Genomic DNA, 24,992 nt, shown 5'->3' on the forward strand with positions numbered 1-24,992 from the left:
TGAACCGGGTGCGGGGCCCCCACCTCCCGCGCCAGGAGTGACAGATGACCGAGCGCAGCCCGTTCGCGCGACCGGAGCCCGATGAGCCGGAGCCCAGGCCGTCGCGGTCCGCCGGTCCGGCCCCCGAACCGCCCACCGAACCGCCGTCCACCGAACCGCCGTCCGCCGGGGAGCCGCTCTGGCAGCCCGATCCGACCGCGGGCCGGGCGCGTCGTCGCCGGCCCGGGTTGTGGGCCGCTGTCGGCGTACTCGCCCTGGCTCTGCTGATCGGAACCGCCTTCGGCGTCCGCACCCTGCTCGCGCCCGCCGCCTCGACCAGCCAGGCGGGACCCGCCGACCAGGCGACCGCCTATCTGCAGGCGCTGGCCGCCGGGGACGCCGATCGCGCGCTCGCCCTGAGTTTCGTCAAGGGCAGCGGCCCGCTGGTCAGCAAGGATCATCTGCAGCAGAACCGCCCCCAGATCAGCGACATCACCGTCATCGATGCCGGCTCCGGCGATCCCGCCGGGACCGATGTGGTGCTCGGTTACAAGCTGGCCGGCAAGGATGTCCGCGGCACCTTCCCGATGTTCCAGAACCCGCAGCGGCAGTGGCAGCTGCGCCGCGGTTCGGTGCAGCTGCGGGTGGCACCGACGCCGCAGATGGTGCCGGTGCTGCTCGACGGACGGAAGCTGGACTCCAACAGCTACAGCTATCTGGTGGATGTCTTCCCCGGTACGCACACACTGAGCACCGGGTCGAAGTGGCTGGATTTCACCACCCCGCAGGTCACCGTGACCGGGCTGACCGACCCACCGGCGGTCGACGCGGCGACCGCGCCCACTGCGGCGTACGCCGGCGCCGCGAAACAGCAGGTCAGCGAGCGGATCAAGGGCTGCGTCGCCAGCAGCGAGCTGGCCCCGGCCGGCTGCCCGTGGGCGCGGAAGGCGCGCGCGGATCAACCGGTCAGACCTGGTTCGGTCTCCTACCAGCTGCTCAGCCAGCAGATCAGCGTCGGCAAACCCGGTAGCACCGATGCGATCGCCCGGGGCGAGGTCCAGCTGCGGCTGCGGATGAGCAGCAGTTCCCGGATCAACGGCAGCTACCAGTCCGACACCGAGGAGTTCGACGTCCGCAGTCGGTACGCGATGGACCTGCTCAGCGCCGGTCCGGATTTCGTCTGGGAGTGAACAGGAACCTTCCGGAGCTATCCTTCTAGCCGAACCCCGGAAGGAGTGCGGTGAGTCAGGACCCCAACGGAACCGATTGGTACGCCCGGCAGCAGGGCGACCGGGTGTGGCCGGAACAGCCCCGCACCGTGCTCCGTCCCGACGACCAGTCCTGGCGCCATCCCGCCGATCCGGGCCCGGCCCCGGGACCGGTCGAACCCGCCCCCCACACCCCCTACGAGCACGCCCAGCCGCCGGGTGAGCCGACCACCGCCTGGCCGCCGCAGTTCGGCGCCCCGCAGTCCGGCGCGCCCCAGCCACCCCCGCCGCAGCCCCAGCCGCCCCAGCCTTCCGGGCCCCCGCCCGGCAGTGTCGCCTGGTTGCAGCAGCACTATCCGGCGCCGGGTGACCGCCCCGCACCACCGCCGGAGGCGCCGTACCAGCCCCCGCAGTATCCGGGCCAACCGCAGTATCCGGGCCAGCCCCCGTATCCCGGCCAACCGCAGTATCCCGGCCAGCCCGGCCAGCCGCCGTTCGTCGAGCCGGTGTCCGCCTTCGCCCCCCGCCCACCGGGCGCCTCGGCACCGGAGCCCCCGGTGGCAGCGCCCGCGAAGACCCAGAAACCGGTCCGGGTGGCGCTGCTCGCCGGTGGTGCGACCGCCCTGGTCGCGCTCGTGGTGATCGTCGCGATGCTGTTCGGCCGACCCGCCGGCGGGGCCGCCGGTGAGCAGGATCCGCGGCCCTCCGATGGGGCGGTCCGGTTCCTGGAGGCCGTCGGTGCCGGTGACTCGGCCCGCGCCCTGTCCCTGCAGCAGCAACAGCCCAAGGACCGCACCCTGCTCACCGACGCGGTGCTGCGCGAGGCGCGGCAGCGGGCACCGATCAGCCAGATCCGGGTCACCCAGGAGACCCCGACCGAGGTGGAGCTGACCTACCGGCTCGGCGAATCCGAGGTACGCGGCCGCTTCGTGCCCGCGAAGCAGCCGGATGGCAGCTACAAGGTGGAGCGCGGGACGACCACGGTCCAGGTGACCCGACCCAGGTCGATCCCGGTGCTGTTCAACGGGGTCAAGCTGGAGACCAACGAGGTGGAGGCGTTCCCCGGGGCGTACGAGATGTCCACCGGGATGGCGAACATCACCTTCACCGACCCGCAGTTCACGGTGTCCGGGCCGACCTCCTTCCCCCGCCTCGCCCCCGCGGTGACGCTGACCGACGCCGGCCGGAAGGCGATGCTGGATGCGACCCGCGGCGCCCTGGACGGGTGCATGGCCGCCAAGGAGGTGAACCCGCAGAACTGCCCGCAGCTGGTGAAGCTGGAGCCGAACCAGCGCCCGGACAACAACACCGTCCGCTGGGAGCTGATGGAGGATCCGCTGGTCAACCAGGTGCCCAAGCTGAGCATCAACGACGACACCACCGCCGAACTGCGGCTGACGGTGAAGGCCAGGCTGACCGTCACCGTGCTCACCGACGGCCGACCGGGCACGGTCACCGGTCAGGAGATGACCTTCCCGACCCGGGCCGTCGCGCCGATGACCGGCAGCGAGGTCACCGCGCGGTTCGTGAACTGATCCCTCACCCCGAGCCGGGGCTGGCGGCGCTGGCTAGGCTGGGCGAGGTGAGCACCGTACCTGCCATCGACTTCACCACCTTCGACCGCACCGTCCGCCCCGCCGACGACCTGTTCCGGCACGTCAACGGGCACTGGCTGCAGACCGCCGAGATCGACCCGGACAAGCCGGGCGCGGGCGCGTTCATCACCCTGCGCGATGACGCCGAGAAGGCGGTCCGCGACATCATCACCGGCCTGGACGCCGATGAGCCGGGTACCGACGCGGCCCGGATCGCCGACCTCTACGCCTCCTTCATGGACACCGAGCGGATCGAGCAGCTCGGTCTCGATCCGCTGCGCGAGCAGCTGGCCGCGATCGATGAGGTCGATTCACCGCAGGCGGTGGTACGCCTGTGGGGCACCCTGGCCGGGCTGGGTGCGCGCACGGTGATCGGGCTGGACGCCGATTCGGATCCGGGTGACCCGGATCGGGTGCTGATGTTCGTCGGGCAGTCGGGCCTCGGCCTGCCCGATGAGGCCTACTACCGCGAGGAGCAGTACGCCGACATCCGCGACGCCTACCGCGCGCACATCGCCCGGACGCTCGCCCTGGCCGGCTTCGGGGACGCCGAGAGCGCCGCCGATCGGGTGCTGGCGCTGGAGACCGAGATCGCCGCCCGGCACTGGGACAAGGTCCGCACCCGCGACATCGTGCAGATGTACAACCTCAAGGACTGGTCCGACTTCGCGACCGCCGCGGCCCCGATCGACTGGTCGGATTTCCTTGCCGGGGCAGGGATTCCGGTCGAGGCGATGAACCAGGTGGTGGACGCCCAGCCGTCCTTCTTCACCGAGCTGGCCGATCTGGTCACCGAGCAGCGGCTGCCGCAGTGGCGGGACTGGGCCCGGTTCGCGCTGCTGTCGTCGTTCTCGCCCTATCTGAGCGAGGAGTTCGTGGCCGAGCGGTTCGACTTCTACGGCACCACGCTGTCGGGTACGCCGACCAACCGGGAGCGGTGGAAGCGTGGCGTCTCCCTGGTCGAGGGTGCGCTCGGGGAGGCCGTCGGAAAGATCTATGTGGATCGGCATTTCTCGTCGAAGGCCAAGGATCGGATGGACGACCTGGTCGCGAATCTGCTGGAGGCGTACCGGCAGTCGATCAGCGAGCTGGACTGGATGGGTGAGGAGACCCGGGCCGAGGCGCTGAAGAAGCTGTCCCGGTTCACCCCGAAGATCGGCTTCCCGGTGAAGTGGCGGGACTATTCCGCGCTGGCCATCGACCGGGAGGATCTGGTCGGCAACGTGATCGCCGCCAACCGGTTCGAGCTGGATCGGGCCGTCAAGAAGGTCTCCGAGCCGGTGGACCGCGACGAGTGGTTCATGACCCCGCAGACGGTGAACGCCTACTACCACCCGCTGCGCAACGAGATCGTCTTCCCCGCCGCGATCCTGCAGCCGCCGTTCTTCAACGCCGACGCCGACGATGCGGTCAACTACGGCGGGATCGGGGCGGTGATCGGCCACGAGATCGGGCACGGTTTCGACGACCAGGGCTCCACCTGCGACGGTGACGGCCGGTTGCGCAACTGGTGGACCGACGCGGACCGGGAGGCGTTCAGCGCGCGGACGAAGTCGCTGATCGAGCAGTACGACGCGCTCTCCCCCGAGGGTGCCGATGGCCGCACCGTGAACGGTGAGCTGACGATCGGGGAGAACATCGGTGACCTCGGCGGGCTGTCGATCGCGCTGAAGGCATGGCGGCTTTCCCAGCAGGGCAAGGAGGATGCCGAGCTCGACGGGTTCACCGGTGAGCAGCGACTGTTCCTGTCCTGGGCCGCGGTCTGGCAGGCCAAGTTCCGCCCCGAGATGGTCAAGCAGCGCCTGGCGACCGACCCGCACTCACCGAACGAGTTCCGGTGCAACCAGATCGTCCGCAACGTCGACGCCTTCCACCGGGCCTTCGACGTCACCGAATCCGACGAGCTCTGGCTCGAACCGGGGGCGCGCGTCTCCATCTGGTGATCGCTGGGCGCCACGCTCATCGCGTAGCAAGCCATGCGCAGGGCCCCGCTTCCACGCTCATCGAGTAGCAAGCCATGCGCAGCGAAGCGGAGCAATGGCTTGCGTGTCGAGATGATGCCCGCACAACGTTGCATGGAGAAAGACCCGTCGGACCCGATCTGCCGATTTCAGTCGGCGGCGTCGATCAGCTGCTCCACCCGGTCGAGCACGCGCATGGTGGGCAACAGGTCCGCAACGGCGGCCTCGGGAGTACGCCCCTCGAGGATGGCGGTGACGAACTCGCGGTCCTGGTTCTCGATGCCGCGCTCGTGATCGGTCTCGACGGGTTCCGGGCCGGCGGGCTTGCCCCAGCCATCGGTGAGTTCGTCGTACCGGGCCAGATAGGTGCCGTTGTCGCAGATGAAGCGGAAGTTCGACCCGAAGGGGCCGTCGTTGTTGAACGACAGGGCGATGGTGCCGACGGCGCCGGACTCGGCGCGCAGCGAGATGCTGAGGTCCATCGGGATCCCCAGCTGTTCCGACAGCGGGCCGGCGACCGCGGCCACCTCGGCCGGTGCGCCCCCGCTCTGCCAGACGAACTGATCCACCCCGTGGCAGGCGTGGTGCCAGAGCAGGCTGTCGGTCCAGGGGCGCAGTTCGCCGCGGGCATTGCGGTTGTCACGGCGCAGGAACAGGGTGTCGACCAGCAGGTGCTGCAACCGCAGCCGGCCGTCGCCGATCTGTTGGTGCACCCACGCCTGACCGGGATTGAAACGGCGGGTGTGGGCACCCATCGCGGTCCGGCCGACCCGGTCCGCGGTGGCCACGATCCGTTCGGCGTCGGCCAGGTTGTCGGCGATCGGGATCTCCACCAGCACGTGCTTCCCGGCCTCCAGGGCGGCGACCGCATGCTCGGCGTGCATCGGGGTGGGCGTGGCCAGGATCACCGCCTCGATGTCCTCACGGGCCAGGCAACCGTCGAGATCACCGACCTCGGCGACCCCGTGCTCGGCGGCCAGCTGCGCACCGCGTTCCCGGTCACCGGCCGCCAGATAGACGACCTCCGCCTCCGGCACCTGCGCCAGGGCCGCCAGGTGCTTGGCACCGATCACTCCCTCACCGGCCAGACCGATCCGCATTGCTACCTCCTCGTCGCACGAATCCTGTGGACCAAACTGTAGACAATAATGTTGCCACTGCCTAGAGTGGGTAGTGAGACGCGGTCACGGGAGACCTGCGCAGGCGGGAGGAACACAGGCATGACGCCACCTGAGGAAACACGAACCGAACACGCCGAGCCCGAACAGCGCCCCGCACCGGCGGGCGATCGGAGCAGCCCGGACCATGTCCCCGACTACGAGGACATCCCCGGCACCTATGTCTTCAACGGACGGCGCAGCCGCGCGGGTTATCCGTTGAACATGATGGCGATGTCATTGAACCATCAGGCCAACCGGGACGCCTTCACCGCGGACTCCGAGGCGTACATGGAGCGCTTCCAGCTCTCCCCCGAGCAGCGCCAGGCGGTCCGCGACCGCGACTACCTCGCGATGCTGCGGCTGGGCGGGAACATCTACTTCATCCACAAACTGGCCGTCCTGGACGGGCTCACCCTGCAGCACGTCGGCGGCGACATGTCCGGCATCACCGTGGACGAGTTCCGCGCCATGATGCTGCACGGCGGCCGGCCGATCGAGGGCAACCGCACCCGCGCGGAGTGGGCGGCCCGCCCGCATCCCGAACGCCCCACCGGGCTCGACGAATACACCAGCACCAACAAGGAAGGACGCGCCTGATGGCTGAACTGGTCGGCGGCATCGGCTGCTCCCACGTGCCCGCGGTCGGTGCCGCGATGGACAACGGCAAGACCGAGGAGTCCTACTGGGCCCCGTTCTTCGAGAAGCTTCCCCCCGCGCGGGAGTGGATGGCCCAGACCGCGCCCGATGTCTGCATCGTCGTCTACAACGACCACGCCACCGCGCTGGATCTGAACCTCATCCCGACCTTCGCGCTCGGTGTCGGTGAGAGCTTCCAGCCCGCCGACGAGGGTTACGGCCCGCGCCGGGTCCCGGTCGTCGAGGGCGCCCCGGATCTGGCCTGGCACCTGGCGGAATCGCTGATCCTGGACGAGTTCGACATGACTCTGGCGAACAAGATGGAGGTCGACCACGGGCTCACCGTGCCGCTCTCGGTGATGTTCGGGCAGCCGCAGGCGTGGCCGACCAAGGTCATCCCGCTCTGTGTGAACGTGATCCAGTACCCGCCGCCCACCGCGCACCGCTGCCTCGAACTCGGCCGCGCGATCCGCCGGGCGCTCGACGCCTGGGAGGGACCGGAGCGGATCGCGATCTTCGGCACCGGTGGCATGTCGCACCAGTTGCAGGGTGAGCGGGTCGGGCTGATCAACTCCAACTTCGACACCGAGTTCATGAACCGGATGATCGCCGAACCCGACGAGCTGGCCACCATCAGCCACACCGAGCTCATCCGCGAGGCCGGCTCGGAGGGCATCGAGATGGTGATGTGGATGATCATGCGCGGTGCGATGAACCCCGAGGTCACCGAGATCTATCGCAACCTGCACGTGCCGACCTCGAACACCAGCAACGGCCTGCTGATCCTGGAGAACGCGTGACCACGAAGACGATTGCGGCGCCGGTCGCCGATCCGCACCCGCCGACGCGGCTGCAGCTGCCGGCCGGCGCCACCGACGCGCACTGCCACGTGTTCGGGCCCGGGGATGTCTTCCCCTACGCCCCGGAGCGGGCCTACACCCCGCCGGACGCACCCTACGAGCGGTTGGTCGGACTGCACGACCGGATGGGCCTCACCAACGGTGTGATCGTCCAGGCGAGCTGCCACGGCACCGACAATGCCGCCCTGCTGGACGCGCTGCGCCGCGGTGAGGGCCGCTACGCCGGGGTCGCGATGGTCTCCCCCGAGGTCACCCGCGCCGAACTGGAGGAGCTGCACGAGGCCGGGGTGCGCTCGACCCGGTTCAACTTCGTCGCCCATCTCGGCGGGCGCCCCGATCTGGACGCTTTCCGCACCGTGGTCGAGAAGGTCGTGCCGCTCGGCTGGCATCTGGTGCTGCACTTCGATGCCAAGGACATCGCCGACAATCTCGACCTGCTGCGCGGTCTGCCCTGCCCGTGGATCATCGATCACATGGGCCGGGTGGACACCGCGGCGGGTGTCGACCAGCCGGCCTTCGCCGCCCTGCTGGAGCTGATGGCCGACGAGCGTTCCTGGGTGAAGATCTCCGGCGCGGAACGGCTCACCGTCGACGGTACGCCGCCCTATGACGATGTCGTCCCGTTCGCCCGCGCCCTGGTCGAGGCGGCACCGGATCGGGTGCTGTGGGGCACCGACTGGCCGCACCCGAACGTCCGCTCGATGCCCGACGACGGCGACCTGGTCGACCTGCTCGCCGATCTGCTGCCCGGCGAGGCCGATCGGCAGCGGGTGCTGGTCGACAACCCGCGTACCCTCTATCCGCTCAGCTGAGCGATCCCGACACAGAAACCGCCGGTGGCCCGAGGGCCACCGGCGGTTTTTCCTTCTGCTGTTCGGATTCGATCAGGGCAGGCGCTGACCGGGGCCCGGGAAGACGGTGCCGTCGAAGATCTTGCGGGCGGTCGACACCGCACCGCCACTGAGCACCCGCGGGGTGTCCGCGCTGTCGTCGACGCGCACGTCGACCTGCAGCACCCCGCTGGGATGCTCCACCGCGATCAACCCACCACCGCTCGGCATGGCCGCCGCGAGCTCGTGCCCGACGGCACCGTCCAGCAGCACCCCGGTGACGACGCTGATCGCGCCGAAGACCCCGATGGCCTGGTGCGGCTGCCGGGGGATGAAGGAGCGCACGCTGATCATCCCGTCCCCGGCGGGCGGGGCCACGATGGCGGTCTTCGGCACGCTGAGCGCGGTCACGTCCCCCATGCCCATCAGTTCCCCGGCCTTGATCCGCAGGGAATCGATCCGGTTCAACAGGGCCTCGTCGGCCGCCAGTTCGGCGTGGCTCTCGTGCCCGGTCAGCCCCAGTTCGTCGGCCGCCACGATCACCGCGGGCATGCCGTTGTCGATCAGCGTCACCGTCAGCCCGTCGATCTCGTCGCGGAGCTGCCCGGTGGGCAGCAGCGCACCGGTCACCGAGCCCTCGAGGTCGGCGAACCGCAGCGTGATCGGCGCGGCGCTCTGCGGCACCCCGGCGAGCGTGGTGTCCCCGTCATAGTCGACCCGGCCACCGGGGGTGGCGAACTCGGCGGTCACCAGGCCACCGGTGTTGACCATCCGGATCCGCACCTCGGTGCGCTCGGCGCCCGCGCTCACCAGGCCGCGCTCGACCGCGAACGGGCCGACCCCGGCCAGGATGTTGCCGCAGTTCTGCCGGTCGCTGATCGTCGGCTCGGCCACCCCGACCTGGAAGAAGTGGTAGTCCACATCGACGTCGTCCTGCCTCGACGGCGAGACGATCGCCACCTTGCTGGTCACCGTGGTGGCGCCACCCAACCCGTCGATCTGCCGCGGGTCGGGCGTACCCATCACCCGGAGCAGGAACTCGTCCCGCTCCGCGGGGTCGGTGGGCACGTCTTCGGCGAGGAAGTACGCCCCCCGCGAGGTCCCGCCACGCATCAGCATGCAGCGGGTCCCCGCGGTCATCGGCCGGCCTCGGCGGAGGTGACGTAGCGGATCCCGAGCTCGGCGACCCGGTCCCGCCAGCCGTAGTGGTCCAGGCCGATGACCCCGGAGCGGAAGGCCTCCCGGGCCCGGGCCTCCTTGTCGATCCGGGCCTGGGAGAGTTCCAGGGCCCGATCGACATCGGCCCGCTGGACCACCATCACCCCATCGTCGTCGGCGACGATCACGTCACCGGGGCTGATCAGCTGACCGCCGAGCACCACCGGGACGTTGACCGCACCCGGGGTCGCCTTGACGCTGCCCTGGGCGTTGATCGCCCGCGACCACACCGGGAAGCCCATCTCCTTGAGCTCGCTGGAATCGCGGGCGCCGCAGTCCAGCACCACCCCGCGTACCCCGCGCTGCTGCAGCTGGGTCGCGAAGAGCTCACCGAACAGCCCGCCCAGGTTCGGCGAGGCGAGCCCGACCACGAGCACGTCACCGGCCCGGCACTGCTCCACGGCGACGTGGATCATCAGGTTGTCGCCGGGCCAGCAGAGCGCGGTGACGACATTGCCCCCGATCCGCGCCCCCGGCCAGACGGGGCGATGCTCCGCCCCCAGGCTGCCGATCCGGCCGAGCGCCTCGTGCACCGTGGCGACGCCGAACTCACCCAACCTGGCGGCGCGTTCGGCGTCGGTACGCGGTGGGTCGGTGATGACGATGGACTCCATGGGTTGATTCTCCGCCTTCTTCCTGTGTTGTCGTTTCCTCCGCCGGGCTCAGAGGGGGTACTGGGCGTGCGCCGCCTGCAGGGTGATCCACCGGGTCTCGGTGAAGAACTCCTCCTCGCGGAAGCCGCCGAACTTGCCGAACCCGGACTTGCCCATGCCACCGAACGGCACCGCGGCATGGTCGGCGACGGTCTGGTCGCCGACATGCACCGAGCCGGCCTGGATCCGCGGCGCGATCTCCCAGCCGCGGCCCATGTTGGAGGTGATGATGCCGGCGGACAGGCCGTAGCCGGTGCCGTTCATCATCTCCACGGCCTCGTCGATGGTGTCGTAACCGCGGACCTCCAGCAGCGGCCCGAAGAACTCCTCGGTGCGCAGCTCGGAATCGACCGGCACATCGCGCAGCACCACCGGTGCCACGACCACCGCATCGTCGTCGCTGGCATCGGCGGGAACATCGGTACGCTCCCCCGCCGCCAGCACCGCGCCGGACTCCAGCGCGGAGTCGACCAGACCGCGGATCCGCTCGGCGCTCGCCCGGGTGATCAGCGGACCGACGACGGTGGTCGGCTGGGTCGGATCACCGACGCCGAGCCCACCGACCCGGCGGGCCAGCCGGGCGCTGAACTCATCGACCAGGGAGTTCGGCACCAGCACCACATCGGAGCACATGCAGATCTGACCGGAGTTGTAGAAGCCGCTGAAGGTCGCCGCATCCACCGCGTAGTCCAGATCGGCGTCGTCGAGCACCAGCAGCGGGTTCTTGCCACCGAGCTCGAGCAGCGCCGGGGTGAGGTTGCGCCCGGCCACCTCACCGATCTTGCGGCCGACCGCGGTCGACCCGGTGAAGTTCACCCGGCGTACCCGGTCGTCGGAGATCATCGATTCGATCAGCTCCGGCGCATCGGCGCGATCGTTGGTGATCACGTTCAGCACCCCGGCGGGCAGCCCGGCATCGGCCATCAGCCTGGCCAGCGCCAGGCCGGCGGTCACCGGTGACTCCTCGCTCGGGCGCAGCACCACGGTGTTGCCGAGCGCGATGGCGACCGCGAACGCCCGGATGCCGAGCACGATCGGCGCGTTCCACGGCGAGATGGCGAGCACCACGCCGGCGGGTTCGCGGATGGTGAAGCTGGCCACCCCGGGACCACCGGTGTTGTAGGACTCACCGATCGGGCCGGAACCGAGGGTCGCGGCCTGCTGCAGGATCTGCACCGACAGCGCGATGTTGATCGCGGTCCACACCGGCGTCCCGCCGACCTCGCGGGCCATCAGCTCGGTGAACTCGCCCTGCCGCTCCTGCAGCAGCTCGGCCGCCCGCAGCATCACCTTCTGCCGCTCCACCGGCGGGGTCTCCCGCCAGGTCTTGAACGCCTCGGCGGCGGCATCCACCGCAGCGCGGGCATCCTCGACGCCGGCGGCGGCGACCTGGGCGACCTCCTCGCCGGAGGGCGAGAGGACGGCGACGGTGCGGCCACTGCGGGCCGGCACGTCCTCGCCGTTGATCAGCAGGCCGTGGGTGGTGATGTCCGCCCCGGTCTGTGGCTTGGTTTCAGCGGTCATGATCGTTTCCTCAGTCCAGGTTGAAAATCTTGCGAGCGGTCTCGCCGAGAATGTTGCGCTTGCCCTGGTCGGAGACGAAGGGCAGGGTCATGATCCGGCCGGGCACGTCGAAGTCCCAGTGCGGCCAGTCGGAGGAGTAGAGCAGGGTGTTGTCGGCATCGATCGCCTCGAAGGTGCTCTGCAGCAGCCGCATATCGGTGACCTCCAGCGGCTGCGAGGTGTAGTACATCTCGCGCATGTATTCGCTGGGCAGCTTCTTCAGCCCGGGCGCGTCCGAGGTCCGCAGGATGTACTCATGATCGAGCCGCTGCATCATGAACGGCAGCCAGGCCAGCCCGCTCTCGATCCAGATCACCTTGAGATCGGGGAAGCGCTCGGGCAGCGCGTTCACGATCCAGTTGGTCAGGTGGGTCATGTTGCAGGTGACGAAGGACATCGAGTGCACCGAGAGGAAGCGGTTCATCGACTTGGTCATCGAGTCGTTCCAGGAGGGGCCGGCGTGGAAGCCGAGCGGCATGCCCAGCTTCTCCAGCTCCGCATAGACCGGCATGTACTTGTTGTTGTGCACACCGACGTGCCGCTGGCTGGTGACCAGGAAGCCGATCACATCGGGATGGTCGTGGTATTGCCGGATCGTGCGCAGCGACTCCTCGGCGTCCTCGAAGGGCAGACCGAGCATCGTCTTGATCCGGTTGTCCGTGCCCAGCACGGTTTCGGTGAACCACTTGTTGTACGCCCGCATCAGATTCCCGGCGATCTCCGGGCTCGGGTGCAGACCGATCTCCAGCATCGGCTGGGGGAAGACCACCTGCACGTCGATGGACATCGAGTCCATGGCGCGGCGGATCAGGGTGACGTCGCGGTGCACGTCGGTCTCGGTGACCTCCTCACCGAGCTGGGCCTGGTGCGGGATGCGCCCGCCGACGTCCTGGAAGGTGAGGCCGGGGGTGAAGCCGCTGAGCGCGCTCTCCCCCATCGGCCAGTCCTGCATGTGTCGGCGGCCGACATCGCGCAGCACCGGATCCTCGATGTAGTCGATGATCTCCGACCAGGAGTCGAGCTCCACGTGGTGGGAGTCGACGTCGACGATGAAGTAGTCGTCCAGACCGAAGAACTCGGCCTCGTTGCGGGCGTTCGCCAAGATCTCACGCGAGTCGGTGGAGACCGTGATCTGCTGGGTCTCGCGGTGGGTCGCGGTGTTCGATGGTTCCTTCAGCATGGGTGTCTCTCTGCTCCTCACGAGTGCTGGGCGGCCTCGAGCCGGGAGAACCACAGCGCGAGGTCGAAGGGATTGAGGTCCTGGGATTTCATCAGCGCGTGCACGAATCGGACGACATCGGTCGGCGCCACCTCATTGGCGTCGAAGGTCCAGTCGTCGGCACCCTGACTCAGGTCGGAGGCGATCACGTAGAGCCTGATCACATCGGTGATCACCTGCTGCAGCTCTTCCCCGCGCAGCAGATCCGGTTCGCCGGCGAGCACCCCGTCGACGTATTCGCGCAGCTGATCGGCGATCCCGGCGAAGCGGGAGCCCTCTGCGGCGTTCTCAGATTTCGACAAAGATCTCACCATTCTCTTCGTGCACGGGGAATGCGGACAGCTTCATCCGCGGCACCGAGACGTGCTCGCCGGTGGCGACCACATATTCGGCGCCGTGCCAGGGGCAGACGATGTGCAACTGGTCCTCGTCGTAACTCATCCCCACAGCGCGTTTCTGGTCGTCCAGGTTCTCCACCACCCGCGGGATGAGCAGGCCCTGGCAGACCGGGCCGCCCTGGTGCGGGCAGGTGTTGCGGTAGGCGTACAACTTGTTCTTGGTGCGGAACACGCCGATGGTGGTGGCGCCGATGTCGACGACGATCCGGCCACCCTCGGGCAGCTCGTCACTCTGCGCCACCTTGAGGCGGTTGGGCGAGATTGCGGTCATCTGAACTCCTTCACTGCTTGAGGTTTTGGGGCGGTCACGAATCCGCGTGGGATCCGAAGCGCAGGGCCAGCACTGCGATCAGGCTGATCACCGCCAGCCCGGCCACGTAGAGCGAGATGTAGAAGGTGGATCCGAAGGAACCCAGCAGCGCCGTGGCGACCAGCGGTGCGATACCGCCGCCGAAGACCGCGGCGATCTGGTAGGACAGCGAGGCGCCGCTGTAGCGGACCTTGGTCGGGAACACCCCGGCCAGCACGGCACCCTGGGGACCGGTCATGAACGCCTGCACGAACATCGCCACGCCGAGGGCGAGCAGGATCAGTCCGGGCCGGCCGGTGTCGACCAGCTTGAACATCGGCACGGCCCACAGGATGACCAGCACCGCACCGAGGATGAAGGACCGCTTGTGGCCCATCCGGTCGGCGATCACCGCGCACAACGGGGTTGCGATCAGTTGCACCACTGCGACCCCGACCACGATCCACAGCATGGTCCGCGAGGGGATCTGCAGCGTCCGGGTGCCGTAGGAGAGCATGAAGACCGCGCTCAGATAGCCGATCACCGGTGCGGCGAGGGAGATCAGCGCACCGAGCAGGACCGCCGGGGTGTGGTTGCGGAGCAGGTCCAGCAGCGGGTTGTGCGAGATCTCGCCCTCGTCCTCGGCCTCCCGGAAGGACGGCGTCTCCGACACCTTGAAGCGCAGGTAGAGCCCGACCAGGATCAGCACACCGCTGACCAGGAAGGGGATCCGCCAGCCCCAGGCCGCGAAGGCCTCGGGTGCCAGCGCGGCACTGATCCCGATGAAGATCAGGTTGGCCAGGATGATCCCCGCGGGTACGCCGGTCTGCGGGATCGCGCCGTAGAGCGCGCGCCGCTTGGGCGGTGAGTACTCGACCGCCATCAGCGCGGCCCCACCCCATTCGCCACCGACACCGAGGCCCTGGACGAACCGCAGGGTGACCAGCAGGATCGGCGCCAGGGCACCGATCGCCGCATAGTTGGGCAGCAGGCCGATCAACATGGTGGCCGCACCCATCATGATCATCGAGAGCAGCAGCATGGATTTGCGACCGACCCGGTCACCGAAGTAGCCCATCACGATGCCACCCACCGGGCGGGCCACGAAGCCGACCGCGAACGCTCCGAAGGCGGCGAGCGTGCCGGCCAGCGGGTCGTTCGACGGGAAGAACTGGGGTGCGAAGACCAGTGCCGTCGCGGACCCGTAGAGAAAGAAGTCGTACCACTCGATCGTGGTACCGATGAAGCTCGCACCCAGCACCCGCGCACGTTCGCGCGCTGTCGGTGTGGGCACCGACTCCATCGATTGCACCTGATCCGCCATCATTGCGCCTCTCCGTTGAGCACCTGAAAAGGAACGGGAAGCGGCCGGTCGCAGATGGCGTCTGCCGACTGGTCGCCCGGGGTCCCCGGCTCCAATTGCGATGGTTTCAGAGCGTCACCATTATTGTCAACAATTTCTTCAATTACTTTGTGTCTCGGCGTGTTGACAGCAGGATCGCAGCGGCAGACGATGAAGCATGGCCCCAGCACCCGGCGATCCGTCCGCCCCGGTCGAGCCCGTGCCGGCGCACCAACAGCGGCGGCTGGCCGCGGTGGCCCGGGCCGCGGCGAATCTGGCCGCGCACGGTCCGCTGGACGAGACCCTGAACGCCCTGGCCGCGGAGATCGTCGAGACCGACGCCCTGCCCGGCGTACAGATCTTCACCGTCGACGAATCCGGGCACTATCTGCGGCTGATGGGGTCGGCCGGTTTCAGCCGCTGGCCGGACTTCCTGGAGCGGCTGCTGGCCTGCCAACGCCGCGGCGCCCGATTGCGGATGCTCGAGGTGTTGCGCAGTGGCGAACCGGTGATCACCCAGCATCGCGGTGGTACCGACCTCAACAATCCCGACTGGGCACCGCTGCACGACTACCTGCGCGAGCTCAACTGGGACAGCTGGGCCAGCATGCCGCTGCTGATCCGTGGCCGGGTCGCGGGCGTGCTCAACGTCTTCCTGGCGCCGGGACAGGGCATCGGCCGCCGGCAGCGGGAGTTCCTGCTGGCGATGGCCGATCACGCCGCGGTGGCGGTCGAGTTCGCTGCCCTGCTGGATCACGAGCGGGCCACGGTACGCCAGCAGGAGCGCGTCGAGCTGGCCCACGATCTGCACGATTCCGTTGTCCAGCAGGTGTTCTCGATCGGGTTGCAGGCCCGGTCCCTGGAGCTGCTGGCCAGGGGCACCACGGCCCCGGCGCCGGATCAGGTCGCCCGGCTGGCCGGCGAGGTCGGCGAGCTGGCGCGGCACGTGCTCGACGATCTGCGCGCGATGGTGGACGAGCGGCACATCACCGGCACCGAGTTCGCCGACGCGCTGCACCAGCTGGCCGACGGCATCACCAGGCGGTTCGGGCTGCGCATCGAACTGGACCTCGAACCGGGGCTCGGCGAGACGATCAGCGAGCAGGTGACCAAGGACGCCTACCTGCTGATCGCCGAGGGGTTGCACAACGTCGCCAAACACGCCGCCGCGAGCACCGCGGTCATCCGGGTCGGGACGACCGGCAATCTGCTGCGGATCACGATGGTGGATGACGGCCGGGGGCTGACCGGGCACTCCGACACCGCCGGCGGCGGGATCGGAGTGCACAGCATGCGGGAGCGGGCCCAGCGCTGGCAGGGCGACCTGACGATCGGCCCGGGAACGGTGCGCGGCACCGAACTGCGGGCCTGGCTGCGGATGCCGCCGCGGGAGTCCTGGGCGACCACCGGCGTACCGATCGACACCGAACCCGGCGTGGGCGCCCGATGAGCGCAGACCGGCCGATCAGGGTGCTGATCGTCGATGATCACGCGGTGGTGCGCCGCGGAATCCGCAGCTATCTGGAACTGCTGGAGGACATCGAGGTGTTCGGCGAGGCCGAGAACGGGGAGGCCGCGCTCGCCACCCTGGCCGATGCCGTTGCCCGCGGCGAGGGCCCCGATGTGGTGCTGCTCGATCTGATCATGCCCGGCATGGACGGGGTCGAGACGACCGAGCGGATCCGGACCCGGCATCCGGGTGTGCGCGTGGTGGTGCTGACCAGCTTCGGGGAGCTGGAGCGGGTCCGCGCCGTGCTCGATCTGGGTGCCGCCGGATATCTGCTGAAGAATGCCGATCCCGATGAGGTGTCCACCGCCATCCGGGCGGCGATGCGCGATGAGGTGTTCCTCGATCCGGCGATCACCCGTCGGCTGACGCGGGGTTCGGCCGGCGGAGACACCGGGATCCGTTCGCTGACCGCGCGGGAGCGGACGGTGCTGACCCTGGTCGCCAACGGCCGGTCGAACAAGGAGATCGCCAAGGAGCTGGTGATCAGCGAGCGGACCGCGCGTACCCATGTCAGCAATGTGTTGCAGAAGCTGCGCCTGCATTCACGGACCCAGGCCGCCCTGGCCGCGGTCCGTGAAGGTCTCGTCCCGCCGCCCTGACCTTCGACGGCGGGACGAGACGGTCTCAGAGGACGACGGTGGTGTGGCCGTCTCGGAAGACCCGGTCCTGGCAGTGCCAGGCGACGGCGCGGGACAGCACGCCCCGCTCCACGCTGGCACCCTTGCGCTGCAGGTCCTTCACACTGTCCTCGTGCGAGGCGCGGGTCACGTCCTGCTCGATGATCGGGCCCTCGTCCAGGTCCTCGGTGACGTAGTGCGCGGTGGCCCCGACCAGCTTGACGCCCCGGTCTTTTGCACGCTGATAGGGATTCGCGCCCATGAACGCCGGCAGGAAGGAGTGGTGGATGTTGATCACCGGCACCCCCACCTGCTCCAGGAAGTCGCCGGACAGCACCTGCATGTAGCGGGCCAGCACCACCAGATCGACGTTGCCGGCGAGCAGCTTGAGCTGTTCCGCCTCGACCTGGGGCTTGTTCTCCTTGGTCATCGGGATGTGGAAGAACGGGATCCCGAAGCCGCGGACGTCGTCACCCAGGGTCGGATGGTTCGAGATCACCATCGGCACGGTCATCTCGATCTCATCGCGCCGCTGCCGCCAGAGCAGGTCCAGCAGGCAGTGGTCGGCCTTGGAGGCGAAGATCGCCACCCGCTTGCGCTTGCGCGCCTCGACCACCCGGGCGTCCATCCCGAGCCCCTGCCCGAGCCGCTCGTCGACCGCCGCCTGGACCTCCGCGAGCCGGGTGGCCAGGTCGGGCAGATAGAACACCGTGCGCTGGAAGAACCGGCCGCCGGACGGGTCCGAGGTCGCCTGGGCCAGCGAGACGATGTTGCCGCCGAGTTCGGTGACCAGTCCCGAGACCGCCGAGACGATCCCCGGCCGGTCATCTCCCTGGACGACCAGCCGGGCGTGGTCGACCATGTCGTTGGGTGCTTTCTCCTCTGCCATCAGTGCCCCTCCCGGGTCGCGGTGAGCAGCCGCTGGCGCCAGCGTTCGGCACCGGCGACCTCGTTGAACGTGAACAGGTGCAGCCCGGCGATGTGGGTCGGCGTACGCGCGGTGACCGCACCCAGCTTCTTGACCAGCTTCATCGGGTCGTACGCCCCCGGCAGCAGGAAGCGCCACACCATGTTCTGCTGCTTGGCCAGGAATCGCGCGGACTGGCCGAGGCCGAGACCGGCCGAGATCCGGATCAGCTTCTGCCGATTCACCGGGCCCGGGAGCCCCACCTTGATCGGCAGCGAGATCCCGTCCCGGGCCACATCGGCGGCCCAGGCGCCGAGCACCTTGGCATCGAAGCAGGCCTGGGTGATCAGTCCGTTGGCATGGGGTGCCTTGGCCCGCAGCGCCTCGCTCAGCGTCGCGTCGTCGATCTTGGCGTGCCCCTCGGGATAACCGCCGATGCTCACCGTCTCGAACCGCCGGCCCTGCCGCTCGAGCGAGTCGAGCAGGCCGCGGGCGTCGGTGAACTCACCGGCCGGTTCGGGTGCGTCGCCACCGATCACGAAGATCGAGGTGACGCCCGCCTCGGTCAGCCGATCGGCGACCTCGGCGACCTGCTGATCACCGGTGAACAACCGGGCAGCCAGGTGTGGTGTCGCCCGGTATCCCTGCTGGGTGAGACGTTCGGTGAGCGCCAGGGTGGACTCCAGGCCCTTCGCCTCGGTGACCGTGATCGACAGGGGCACCTCGGTGGGCACGTGCTCGAGGACCAGCCCTTCGGTCTTGGCGAAGGGCATCACCTCGAAGCTGACGTTGCGGGCCAGCTGCGACAGCGTCACCGGTGCGGGGGCGGCAGCAGGCCCCGGCACCCGGGTGGAGGATTCGGTCATCCGCATCCCCATGATCAGGACGCCCGGTAGCTGGCCCGGGTCCCCTGCGCGATCGGGCACGGCTCGACGGTCGCACGGAGTTCGATCTGGCGGTGCTCCTCGACCAGCGGCTTCTTCGAGTTCGGCTGCTCGCCCCAGACCACGGTGACCTCGGTGCCCTGGGTGAGATCGGGATCGACGGTGGCCAGCGAGACGAAGGCGTGCTCGTTGTTGATGTAGCCCACATCGAGGGAGACGCCGACCTGCTTGCCGTCGCGGAGCACCTTGTCGTGCTGGTAGAGCCCGTAGCGCGACTTGGGCAGTTCCATGTACTTGGCCGGGGTGCCCGGTTCCAGCAGCGTCTTCATCGCGGCCGCGACGTCGTCGGCGTTCCAGACCAGGGTGACCTTCTCGCGGTGCGGCTGGTCGGCCATCTTCTCCAGCGCCTCGCGGCCCAGGAAGTCGTGGTCGAACTTCACCGAACGCCCGTAGCCGATCTCGTAGGGGGTGACGTAGTAGTCGCTGATCTCGGCGGAGTCCATGCTGCCGGCCAGCGAGGCGACCTGGTTCACCGGCAGCCACTCGCGGTAGCCGGCCTCGGCCTCGCCGAAGATCGCGGGCACCACCGCAGGCACCCAACCCGACTCGAGGTTCGCGGTGGCGTACGCCTTGGCGCCGGCGCGCACCATGCCGTATTCCTCGCCGGCGGTGAGCAGCGCCTCGAGGACCGCGTCGCGCTCCTCCCAGGGCCCGAACATCTCCAGTCCCGGCTGCCCGGCCATCCCGTGCCGCAGCCCGCGGACCCGGTGGCCGGCGATCGTCACATCGGCCATGTTGAAGAACTTCACGTCGGAGACCGAGGTGCCGCTGGCCTTCTCGATGATCTCCAGGGCGACCGGGCCCTGGATCTCGTAGCGGTAGGTCTTCGGCGGGCCGGAGGGGCGGTCCATGGAGTTCTCGTCGCGCTCCAGGTCGACCTTGTAGCCACCCTTCTCCGCCTGGTACTGGAGCCAGTTGATCACCGTCGACTGGCCGACCACGTCGAACAGCTCGTCCTCCAGGTGGAACAGCACCGCGTCGCCGATCAGGTAACCGTCACCGTTGGTGGCGATGTACTGCTTGGCCTTGCCGGGGGCGGTCTTGGCGAAGGAGTTGACGCCGAAGTCGGTCAGCAGCCGCAGCGCGTCCGGACCGGAGATGTAGAGATCGGTCATGTGGTGCGACTGATCGAGCAGGGCGGCGGTGGTCCGCCAGGCGGCCTGCTCGGAGCGCCAGTTGGTGAACTCCGGGGCCACGGGGAATGTCGCGGCCCGGGCGGCCTTGTTGCGCAGCAGTTCGACCGGCGAACCGGCCTTCTGGATCGCGTCCTTGAGAGTGTCCATCGTCAACCTCCGTGCGCCCGGATCGCGTCCGAGCCTCGATGCTTCGGTGGCGGGCTCATGCCTCGCCGTGATCCAGCACATCGCAATCGCCGCACCCCCCGCGACGGACAATGGGATGGAATGGCCTGCGACAAATGACGTAGTCCGCGTTCGGAACGCCCAGAACTGCCTAGTGTGTGGGAAATGAGCGCACAACTTCTTCCCGGCGGCCCGGTCGCCGATGCCGTGTTCGAAGATCTCCGCCCGCGGATCGCCACGCTGCGCGAGGCCGGCCACCCGGTGGGGCTGGGTACGCTGCTCGTCGGCTCCGACGGCGCCTCCGCAGGCTACATCAGGATGAAGATCGACAAGGCCGAGGAACTCGGCATGACCGCACCGCACATCCACCTCGGTGACGAGGCGACCCAGTCCGATGTGCTCGAGGCGGTGCGCAGCCTGAACGCGGACCCGCAGGTCACCGGGGTGCTGCTGCAGCACCCGACGCCGCCGCAGATCGACTTCGAGGCGGCGATGCTGGCGGTCGATCCGGACAAGGACGTGGACGGCCTGCACCCGGTGAACATGGGCCGGTTGGCGCTCGGCATGCCGGGCATGGTGGCGTGCACACCGGCCGGAATCGAAGCCCTGTTGGCATTCCACGGCATCGAGGTGTCCGGGCGCGGGGTGTGCATCCTGGGCCGCGGCACCACCCTGGGCCGGCCGTTGGCGCTGCTGCTGTCGCAGAAGCGGCCGACCGCGAACGCCGCGGTCACCGTGGTGCACACCGGCGTACCGAACTGGGATGACTACACCCGCGCGGCCGACATCGTGATCGCCGCCGCCGGCGTACCGGGGATCCTGCAGCCCGAGCACGTCCGCCCCGGTGCGGTCGTCGTCGGCGGCGGGGTACGTTACGAGGGCCGCAAGCTGCTGCCCGATGTGGATGAATCGGTGGCCGAGGTCGCCGGGGCGATCACCCCGCGGATCGGTGGTGTCGGTCCGACGACGATCGCGATGCTGTTCCGCAACTGCGTCGAGGCCGCCGAGCGTCAGGCGGGTGCGCGATGAGTGTGATCGTCCTGCTGCACGGCGCCTGGCACGGCGGGTGGGCCTGGGATCGGGTCGCCCCGCAGCTGCGGGCCGCGGGTCACGAGGTGTACGCCCCCACGCTGAGCGGGGTGAGCGATCGGGCGCACCTGGTGAACCCGGCGATGGGGCTGGAGACCCACCTGATCGATGTCGTCGAGCTGATCGAGAAGCACGATCTGCGCGAGGTGCTGCTGGTCGGCCACAGCTACGCCGGGATGCTGGTCTCCGGGGTGGCCGACCGGATCCCCGACCGCATCGCTCGACGGGTCTATCTCGACGCTTTTCTCGGTGAGGATGGGGAATCCGCGACCGACCTGCAGCCCGAACGGATCGCCGGCCACTATGCCGAGTCGGTGGCCGAGGCCGGTTTCGGGTGGCTGATCCCGCCCCGGAAGCTGTCGGCGATGGGTGTCGAGGATCCCGCCGACCTCGACTGGCTGACCCCACGGCTCACCCCGCACCCCTACCGCTGTTTCACCGATCGGCTGTCGCTGACCGGCGCCGGCGCCGAGGTGCCGGGCACCTTCATCGAGTGCGTCGGCTGGCAGCGGGTGTTCCGCGACCAGGCCGAACGCGCCACCGTACGCGGCATGCGCACCCGGGAGATCGACACCGGCCACGAGGCCATGGTCACCGCCCCCGACGCCCTCGCCGAGCTGCTCCTCGCCGAAGCCACCGACTGACGTTCATCGAGTAGGCGGCCATGCGCAGCGCAGCGGAGCAATGGCACGTTCATCGAGTAGGCGGACATGCGCAGCGCAGCGGAGCAATGGCACGTTCATCGAGTAGGCGGACATGCGCAGCGCAGCGGAGCAATGGCCGCCGTGTCGAGATGAACCGCCCGCTCATCGAGTAGGCGGACATGCGCAGCGCAGCGGAGCAATGGCCGCCGTGTCGAGATGAACCCCGCGCGACCGTCCCTCGCCTCATCTGGGTGTGGTCGCAGCTGGTCGGCGTTCGCGAACCCATTGCATCGACCGCGAACCCACGCCACGCCGGATGCATTGGGTTCGCGGTGGAGCTGATGGGTTCGCGGTGCCCATCGTCTGGACGCGTTCTCAGGCCTGGGAGGCCTGCGGCACGAAGGTGGCGAAGTCCGGCGGGTTCTTGGCCAGCCCCGTCTGCATGTGGAAGTCCTTGCTCTTGTCGTACGCCGCCCGGCTGATCGCGTGCGATGCGGACATCTCCTCCGGCAGCAGAGCGAGCAGGGAGTCGATGACGCCATCGGGGGTCCCCTGCAGATAGGACTTCAGCAGCGTCCGGGTCGTGTCCTTGTCCTGCCGGATGAACTGCAGCGCCTGGTCCATCGACTTGTTGAACCCGTCGACCATCGTCTTCTTCGCATCCAGGACCGCGGTCGTCGAGAACACACAGCCATGCACCACGCCCGCCAGCGAGGGAACATCCCCGCGTTGCGGTGAGATGTAGATCTTGCCGGTGCCCTCCCCCGCGGCGACCTGTCCGATCGGTTGGAAGAAGGACAGCGCATCGACCTGCTTGGACTTGAGGGCACCGACGGCGGCCGTGGTCGCCGCACCGAGATTCACCAGGGTGGCATCCTTGTTGGCGTCCTTGCCGATCTGCTGGAACAGGTGGACGAGCAACGCTTCGGTACCCGAACCGGGGCCGGTGATGCCGATCTTCTTGCCCACCAGGGCCGATACGCGATCATTGAGCGGTGCCTGTTCTGCCGGCCCTGCGAAGTCATTCCCGACCACCACATCGACGTAGTATTCGGTGACCAGCCCGGCGGTCAGCCGCGCGGTCTTGTCCACCTCATAGAGGTTGAAGGCGTCCGTCGTGACCCCGGCGGCCAGGTCGATGGCCCCGGATTTGAGGGCGGCCGCCAATTTGGCACCGGTGCCCAGCCGCGGACGCTCACCCAGCTTCACCCCGTTGGCCTCGAAGAACCCCTGTTGTTCGGCGACGTGCAGCGGGAAGAAGGCGACGGAGTCGGAGATCTGGCCGACATTGAGAATCCCGGTGTCGCTCACCGAGGCGGCCCCGCCCTTCTTGGCGCAGCCCGCCAGCAGGGCGGTGGCCGAGAGACCGACCGCGGAGCCGAGCAGCGTACGCCTGGTGATGGCGGTTCGATTGATGCTCATGGACGTCTCCTTCACTCGGCCTGGGCCAGTGGTTTCCAGCGGTTGACTCGGCGCGCCAGCAGACCCACCGCGAAGTTGAGCACCGCGGCCAGGACGGTGAGCACGATCAGCGTGGCGAAGACACCAGCGGTGTCGAAGCGGGCGGCGGCGTTGTTGATCAGGTAACCGAGGCCCTGGTTGGACGCGACCAGCTCACCGATCACCGCACCGATCAGCGCATACGGGATGGCCACTTTGAGCCCGGTGAGCAACCCGGACATGGATGCGGGCAGGATCACCTTGCGGATCACCGTCCACCGATCGGCGCCCATCAGCCGAGCGGCATCGATCAGTCCGCGATCCACCTCGCGGATCCCGGCGATCGTGTTGATGAACACCAGGAAGAAGACACTGATCGCGGCCAGCAGCACCTTCATCTCCAGCCCGATGCCGACCCACATGATGAACAGCGGTGCCAGCGCGACCTTCGGGATGGCGTACAGCGCCATGATCAACGGCTCCAGCACGTCATAGACCAGGTACATCGAGCCGAGCAGGTAGGCCAGCAGGACGCCGGCGAGCGAGCCGAACAGGAAGCCGAGAATGATCTCCCGCAAGGTGATCCAGGTGTGCACGGCGAGTGTGCCGTCCCCCACCCACTCGATGAAGCGGGCCCAGATCTCACTCGGCCGGCTGACGAATGACTCGTCCAGCACCGGACCGGACAACACCTGCCACAGCAGCAGGAACACCAGCACCACAAGAACCCGGAGACCCCAGACCAGGGCACCGCGTCGATTCTGCTGCCACCAGCTGGTGCGGTGGCTCTCCCGCAGCGGCCCGGAGCCGGCCGTTCCATCGGGTCTGGTCTCAACCGAGGGATCTGCTGTCATGCCACGGCTCCTTCGCGGAGCGCTGCCGCCAGGTCCTTGTGCAGTTCGAGGAAGGCGGGATCGACGCGCACGTCATCGAGGTCCCGCGGCCTCGGCAGGGGGACTCGCACGTCGCGGAGGATCCGACCCAGTGGGCCCAGCACGACCACTCGGTCGCCGAGCACCAGCGCCTCCTCGATGTCGTGGGTCACGAACACCACGGTCGCCCGCGATTCCTGCCACAGTTCGAGAAGCTCGGTCTGCAGCTCATGTCTGAGCTGCGCGTCCAGGGCACCGAAAGGCTCATCCATCAACAGCGTCGAGGCACCGCCGGCGAGCATCCGAGCGAGGCTTGCCCGCCGTCGCATACCACCGGACAGTTCCCGCGGATAGCTCTTCTCGAAGCCTGCCAGACCGACCTTGTCGATCAACTCGGCAGCTCGCCGAGCCCGTTCCTGCTTCGGGATCCGCTGGAGCTCCATCGGCATCTCGACGTTTCGCTGGACATCGAGCCAGGGCATCAACGTGTCCGCCTGGGTGAGGTATCCGATGTCGACCGTGGGGCCGGTGTGCGGGCGGCCCTCGTAGCGGACCTCACCGGTCGTCGGGCGAGTGAGCCCGGAGAGCAGGTTCAACATCGTCGACTTGCCGCAGCCACTGCGGCCCAGGACCGTGGTGAACTCACCCTCGGCGAGCTGCAGATCGAAACCGCGCAGGGCAACGGTCGCCGTTCCGTCCCGCACGAATCTCTTGCTCAGGTCGACGGCCTCCAGAACGGTTCCCATCAACTCCCCCT

The 24,992-nt window shown here is 68.7% G+C and carries 24 protein-coding genes; 10 read left to right on the top strand and 14 right to left on the bottom strand.

From position 1 onward, the window contains the following. Positions 1–44: 44 nt before the first annotated feature. From BI335_RS18175 to BI335_RS18185, 3 genes are read left to right on the top strand one after another with little or no spacing between them, the layout of a single operon-like run. Complete coding sequence (locus tag BI335_RS18175; RefSeq protein ID WP_094405525.1) at positions 45–1,169, top strand: hypothetical protein; 1,125 nt, start codon at positions 45–47, stop codon at positions 1,167–1,169. A gap of 50 nt (positions 1,170–1,219) precedes the next feature. Continuing rightward, the gene (locus BI335_RS21635) at positions 1,220–2,722 is read left to right on the top strand and encodes a hypothetical protein (RefSeq protein WP_094405524.1); all 1,503 of its coding nucleotides are present in this window, start codon (positions 1,220–1,222) and stop codon (positions 2,720–2,722) included. Positions 2,723–2,769: 47 nt separating this feature from the next. Then, complete coding sequence (locus BI335_RS18185; RefSeq protein WP_229117846.1) at positions 2,770–4,725, top strand: M13 family metallopeptidase; 1,956 nt, start codon at positions 2,770–2,772, stop codon at positions 4,723–4,725. Between the two features lie 167 nt (positions 4,726–4,892). Here the strand turns inward: BI335_RS18185 and BI335_RS18190 are convergent, their stop codons facing one another. Beyond that, entirely contained in the window at positions 4,893–5,843 is a 951-nt protein-coding gene (locus tag BI335_RS18190) for a Gfo/Idh/MocA family oxidoreductase (protein ID WP_094405523.1), read from the bottom strand. Between the two features lie 120 nt (positions 5,844–5,963). On the opposite strand from BI335_RS18190, the gene ligA reads away from it, so the two are divergent. From ligA to BI335_RS18205, 3 genes are read left to right on the top strand one after another with little or no spacing between them, the layout of a single operon-like run. After that, entirely contained in the window at positions 5,964–6,500 is a 537-nt protein-coding gene (ligA, locus tag BI335_RS18195; RefSeq protein ID WP_094404044.1) for a protocatechuate 4,5-dioxygenase subunit alpha, read from the top strand. Next, on the top strand, positions 6,500–7,339 hold the full coding sequence (locus BI335_RS18200; protein WP_094405522.1) for a class III extradiol dioxygenase subunit beta: 840 nt from the start codon (positions 6,500–6,502) through the stop codon (positions 7,337–7,339). Before ligA ends, BI335_RS18200 begins: the two co-directional genes overlap by 1 nt. Continuing rightward, on the top strand, positions 7,336–8,211 hold the full coding sequence (locus BI335_RS18205) for an amidohydrolase family protein (RefSeq protein WP_208109297.1): 876 nt from the start codon (positions 7,336–7,338) through the stop codon (positions 8,209–8,211). The genes BI335_RS18200 and BI335_RS18205 overlap by 4 nt, the downstream gene beginning before the upstream one ends. A gap of 72 nt (positions 8,212–8,283) precedes the next feature. Here BI335_RS18205 and BI335_RS18210 read toward each other — a convergent pair whose 3' ends face one another. From BI335_RS18210 to BI335_RS18240, 7 genes are read right to left on the bottom strand one after another with little or no spacing between them, the layout of a single operon-like run. Continuing rightward, positions 8,284–9,369 (bottom strand): 4-oxalomesaconate tautomerase, encoded by a 1,086-nt coding sequence (locus tag BI335_RS18210; protein ID WP_094405521.1) that lies wholly within the window; start codon positions 9,367–9,369, stop codon positions 8,284–8,286. Beyond that, on the bottom strand, positions 9,366–10,061 hold the full coding sequence (locus BI335_RS18215; protein ID WP_094405520.1) for a 4-carboxy-4-hydroxy-2-oxoadipate aldolase/oxaloacetate decarboxylase: 696 nt from the start codon (positions 10,059–10,061) through the stop codon (positions 9,366–9,368). The genes BI335_RS18210 and BI335_RS18215 overlap by 4 nt, the downstream gene beginning before the upstream one ends. A gap of 48 nt (positions 10,062–10,109) precedes the next feature. After that, complete coding sequence (locus BI335_RS18220) at positions 10,110–11,624, bottom strand: aldehyde dehydrogenase family protein (protein WP_094405519.1); 1,515 nt, start codon at positions 11,622–11,624, stop codon at positions 10,110–10,112. Positions 11,625–11,634: 10 nt separating this feature from the next. Continuing rightward, positions 11,635–12,843, bottom strand: a complete 1,209-nt coding sequence (locus BI335_RS18225; protein ID WP_094359542.1) for an amidohydrolase family protein — start codon at positions 12,841–12,843, stop codon at positions 11,635–11,637. Between the two features lie 17 nt (positions 12,844–12,860). Then, entirely contained in the window at positions 12,861–13,184 is a 324-nt protein-coding gene (locus BI335_RS18230) for a hypothetical protein (RefSeq protein WP_094405518.1), read from the bottom strand. Then, on the bottom strand, positions 13,171–13,551 hold the full coding sequence (locus tag BI335_RS18235) for a Rieske (2Fe-2S) protein (RefSeq protein ID WP_094432713.1): 381 nt from the start codon (positions 13,549–13,551) through the stop codon (positions 13,171–13,173). Before BI335_RS18235 ends, BI335_RS18230 begins: the two co-directional genes overlap by 14 nt. A 34-nt stretch (positions 13,552–13,585) precedes the next feature. Then, on the bottom strand, positions 13,586–14,872 hold the full coding sequence (locus BI335_RS18240; RefSeq protein ID WP_172421952.1) for an MFS transporter: 1,287 nt from the start codon (positions 14,870–14,872) through the stop codon (positions 13,586–13,588). 217 nt (positions 14,873–15,089) lie between these two features. Here BI335_RS18240 and BI335_RS18245 point away from each other — a divergent pair, with 217 nt between their 5' ends. Together BI335_RS18245 and BI335_RS18250 are read left to right on the top strand one after the other, a co-directional pair. Further along, positions 15,090–16,361, top strand: a complete 1,272-nt coding sequence (locus tag BI335_RS18245; RefSeq protein WP_094405516.1) for a GAF domain-containing sensor histidine kinase — start codon at positions 15,090–15,092, stop codon at positions 16,359–16,361. Next, a complete protein-coding gene (locus BI335_RS18250) occupies positions 16,358–17,020 on the top strand; it encodes a response regulator (RefSeq protein WP_094405515.1) in 663 nt (220 codons plus the stop codon). Before BI335_RS18245 ends, BI335_RS18250 begins: the two co-directional genes overlap by 4 nt. Before the next feature lie 25 nt (positions 17,021–17,045). Here the strand turns inward: BI335_RS18250 and purU are convergent, their stop codons facing one another. Genes purU through BI335_RS18265 form a run of 3 tightly spaced genes read right to left on the bottom strand, consistent with a single transcriptional unit; the run spans position 17,046 to position 20,172 of the window. Further along, the gene (gene purU / locus BI335_RS18255; protein WP_208109296.1) at positions 17,046–17,927 is read right to left on the bottom strand and encodes a formyltetrahydrofolate deformylase; all 882 of its coding nucleotides are present in this window, start codon (positions 17,925–17,927) and stop codon (positions 17,046–17,048) included. Then, a complete protein-coding gene (locus tag BI335_RS18260) occupies positions 17,927–18,811 on the bottom strand; it encodes a methylenetetrahydrofolate reductase (protein ID WP_229119685.1) in 885 nt (294 codons plus the stop codon). Before BI335_RS18260 ends, purU begins: the two co-directional genes overlap by 1 nt. 14 nt (positions 18,812–18,825) lie before the next feature. Beyond that, the gene (locus BI335_RS18265; protein ID WP_208109294.1) at positions 18,826–20,172 is read right to left on the bottom strand and encodes a hypothetical protein; all 1,347 of its coding nucleotides are present in this window, start codon (positions 20,170–20,172) and stop codon (positions 18,826–18,828) included. A gap of 183 nt (positions 20,173–20,355) precedes the next feature. Between BI335_RS18265 and BI335_RS18270 the strand changes: the two genes are divergently transcribed. Both BI335_RS18270 and BI335_RS18275 read left to right on the top strand, forming a co-directional pair. Then, positions 20,356–21,219: a bifunctional 5,10-methylenetetrahydrofolate dehydrogenase/5,10-methenyltetrahydrofolate cyclohydrolase gene (locus BI335_RS18270; protein WP_094405512.1), complete on the top strand. Its 864-nt coding sequence runs from the start codon at positions 20,356–20,358 to the stop codon at positions 21,217–21,219. Further along, positions 21,216–21,923, top strand: coding sequence for an alpha/beta hydrolase (locus tag BI335_RS18275; RefSeq protein WP_094405511.1), 708 nt, complete (start codon positions 21,216–21,218; stop codon positions 21,921–21,923). Before BI335_RS18270 ends, BI335_RS18275 begins: the two co-directional genes overlap by 4 nt. A 375-nt stretch (positions 21,924–22,298) precedes the next feature. Here the strand turns inward: BI335_RS18275 and BI335_RS18280 are convergent, their stop codons facing one another. Genes BI335_RS18280 through BI335_RS18290 form a run of 3 tightly spaced genes read right to left on the bottom strand, consistent with a single transcriptional unit; the run spans position 22,299 to position 24,981 of the window. Further along, positions 22,299–23,345 carry an ABC transporter substrate-binding protein gene (locus BI335_RS18280; RefSeq protein ID WP_094405510.1) on the bottom strand — a complete coding sequence of 349 codons (1,047 nt, stop codon included), beginning with the start codon at positions 23,343–23,345 and terminating at the stop codon, positions 22,299–22,301. An 11-nt stretch (positions 23,346–23,356) separates the two neighbouring features. Next, positions 23,357–24,217: an ABC transporter permease gene (locus tag BI335_RS18285; protein ID WP_094404036.1), complete on the bottom strand. Its 861-nt coding sequence runs from the start codon at positions 24,215–24,217 to the stop codon at positions 23,357–23,359. Further along, a complete protein-coding gene (locus BI335_RS18290; protein ID WP_094405508.1) occupies positions 24,214–24,981 on the bottom strand; it encodes an ABC transporter ATP-binding protein in 768 nt (255 codons plus the stop codon). The genes BI335_RS18285 and BI335_RS18290 overlap by 4 nt, the downstream gene beginning before the upstream one ends. Positions 24,982–24,992: the final 11 nt, after the last annotated feature.

Source organism: Enemella evansiae (genome assembly GCF_002250705.1).
Taxonomy (GTDB): Bacteria; Actinomycetota; Actinomycetes; order Propionibacteriales; family Propionibacteriaceae; genus Enemella; species Enemella evansiae.

Excerpts from the sequence above, each read along its gene's own strand:
- BI335_RS18175 (WP_094405525.1), top strand. The coding sequence starts at position 45 with ATGACCGAGCGCAGCCCGTTCGCGCGACCGGAGCCCGATGAGCCGGAG.
- BI335_RS18190 (WP_094405523.1), bottom strand. The coding sequence starts at position 5,843 with ATGCGGATCGGTCTGGCCGGTGAGGGAGTGATCGGTGCCAAGCACCTG.
- ligA (WP_094404044.1), top strand. The coding sequence starts at position 5,964 with ATGACGCCACCTGAGGAAACACGAACCGAACACGCCGAGCCCGAACAG.
- BI335_RS18200 (WP_094405522.1), top strand. The coding sequence starts at position 6,500 with ATGGCTGAACTGGTCGGCGGCATCGGCTGCTCCCACGTGCCCGCGGTC.
- BI335_RS18210 (WP_094405521.1), bottom strand. The coding sequence starts at position 9,369 with ATGACCGCGGGGACCCGCTGCATGCTGATGCGTGGCGGGACCTCGCGG.
- BI335_RS18215 (WP_094405520.1), bottom strand. The coding sequence starts at position 10,061 with ATGGAGTCCATCGTCATCACCGACCCACCGCGTACCGACGCCGAACGC.
- BI335_RS18220 (WP_094405519.1), bottom strand. The coding sequence starts at position 11,624 with ATGACCGCTGAAACCAAGCCACAGACCGGGGCGGACATCACCACCCAC.
- BI335_RS18225 (WP_094359542.1), bottom strand. The coding sequence starts at position 12,843 with ATGCTGAAGGAACCATCGAACACCGCGACCCACCGCGAGACCCAGCAG.
- BI335_RS18235 (WP_094432713.1), bottom strand. The coding sequence starts at position 13,551 with ATGACCGCAATCTCGCCCAACCGCCTCAAGGTGGCGCAGAGTGACGAG.
- BI335_RS18240 (WP_172421952.1), bottom strand. The coding sequence starts at position 14,872 with ATGGAGTCGGTGCCCACACCGACAGCGCGCGAACGTGCGCGGGTGCTG.
- BI335_RS18245 (WP_094405516.1), top strand. The coding sequence starts at position 15,090 with ATGGCCCCAGCACCCGGCGATCCGTCCGCCCCGGTCGAGCCCGTGCCG.
- BI335_RS18250 (WP_094405515.1), top strand. The coding sequence starts at position 16,358 with ATGAGCGCAGACCGGCCGATCAGGGTGCTGATCGTCGATGATCACGCG.
- purU (WP_208109296.1), bottom strand. The coding sequence starts at position 17,927 with ATGGCAGAGGAGAAAGCACCCAACGACATGGTCGACCACGCCCGGCTG.
- BI335_RS18260 (WP_229119685.1), bottom strand. The coding sequence starts at position 18,811 with ATGACCGAATCCTCCACCCGGGTGCCGGGGCCTGCTGCCGCCCCCGCA.
- BI335_RS18265 (WP_208109294.1), bottom strand. The coding sequence starts at position 20,172 with ATGGACACTCTCAAGGACGCGATCCAGAAGGCCGGTTCGCCGGTCGAA.
- BI335_RS18270 (WP_094405512.1), top strand. The coding sequence starts at position 20,356 with ATGAGCGCACAACTTCTTCCCGGCGGCCCGGTCGCCGATGCCGTGTTC.
- BI335_RS18275 (WP_094405511.1), top strand. The coding sequence starts at position 21,216 with ATGAGTGTGATCGTCCTGCTGCACGGCGCCTGGCACGGCGGGTGGGCC.
- BI335_RS18280 (WP_094405510.1), bottom strand. The coding sequence starts at position 23,345 with ATGAGCATCAATCGAACCGCCATCACCAGGCGTACGCTGCTCGGCTCC.
- BI335_RS18285 (WP_094404036.1), bottom strand. The coding sequence starts at position 24,217 with ATGACAGCAGATCCCTCGGTTGAGACCAGACCCGATGGAACGGCCGGC.
- BI335_RS18290 (WP_094405508.1), bottom strand. The coding sequence starts at position 24,981 with ATGGGAACCGTTCTGGAGGCCGTCGACCTGAGCAAGAGATTCGTGCGG.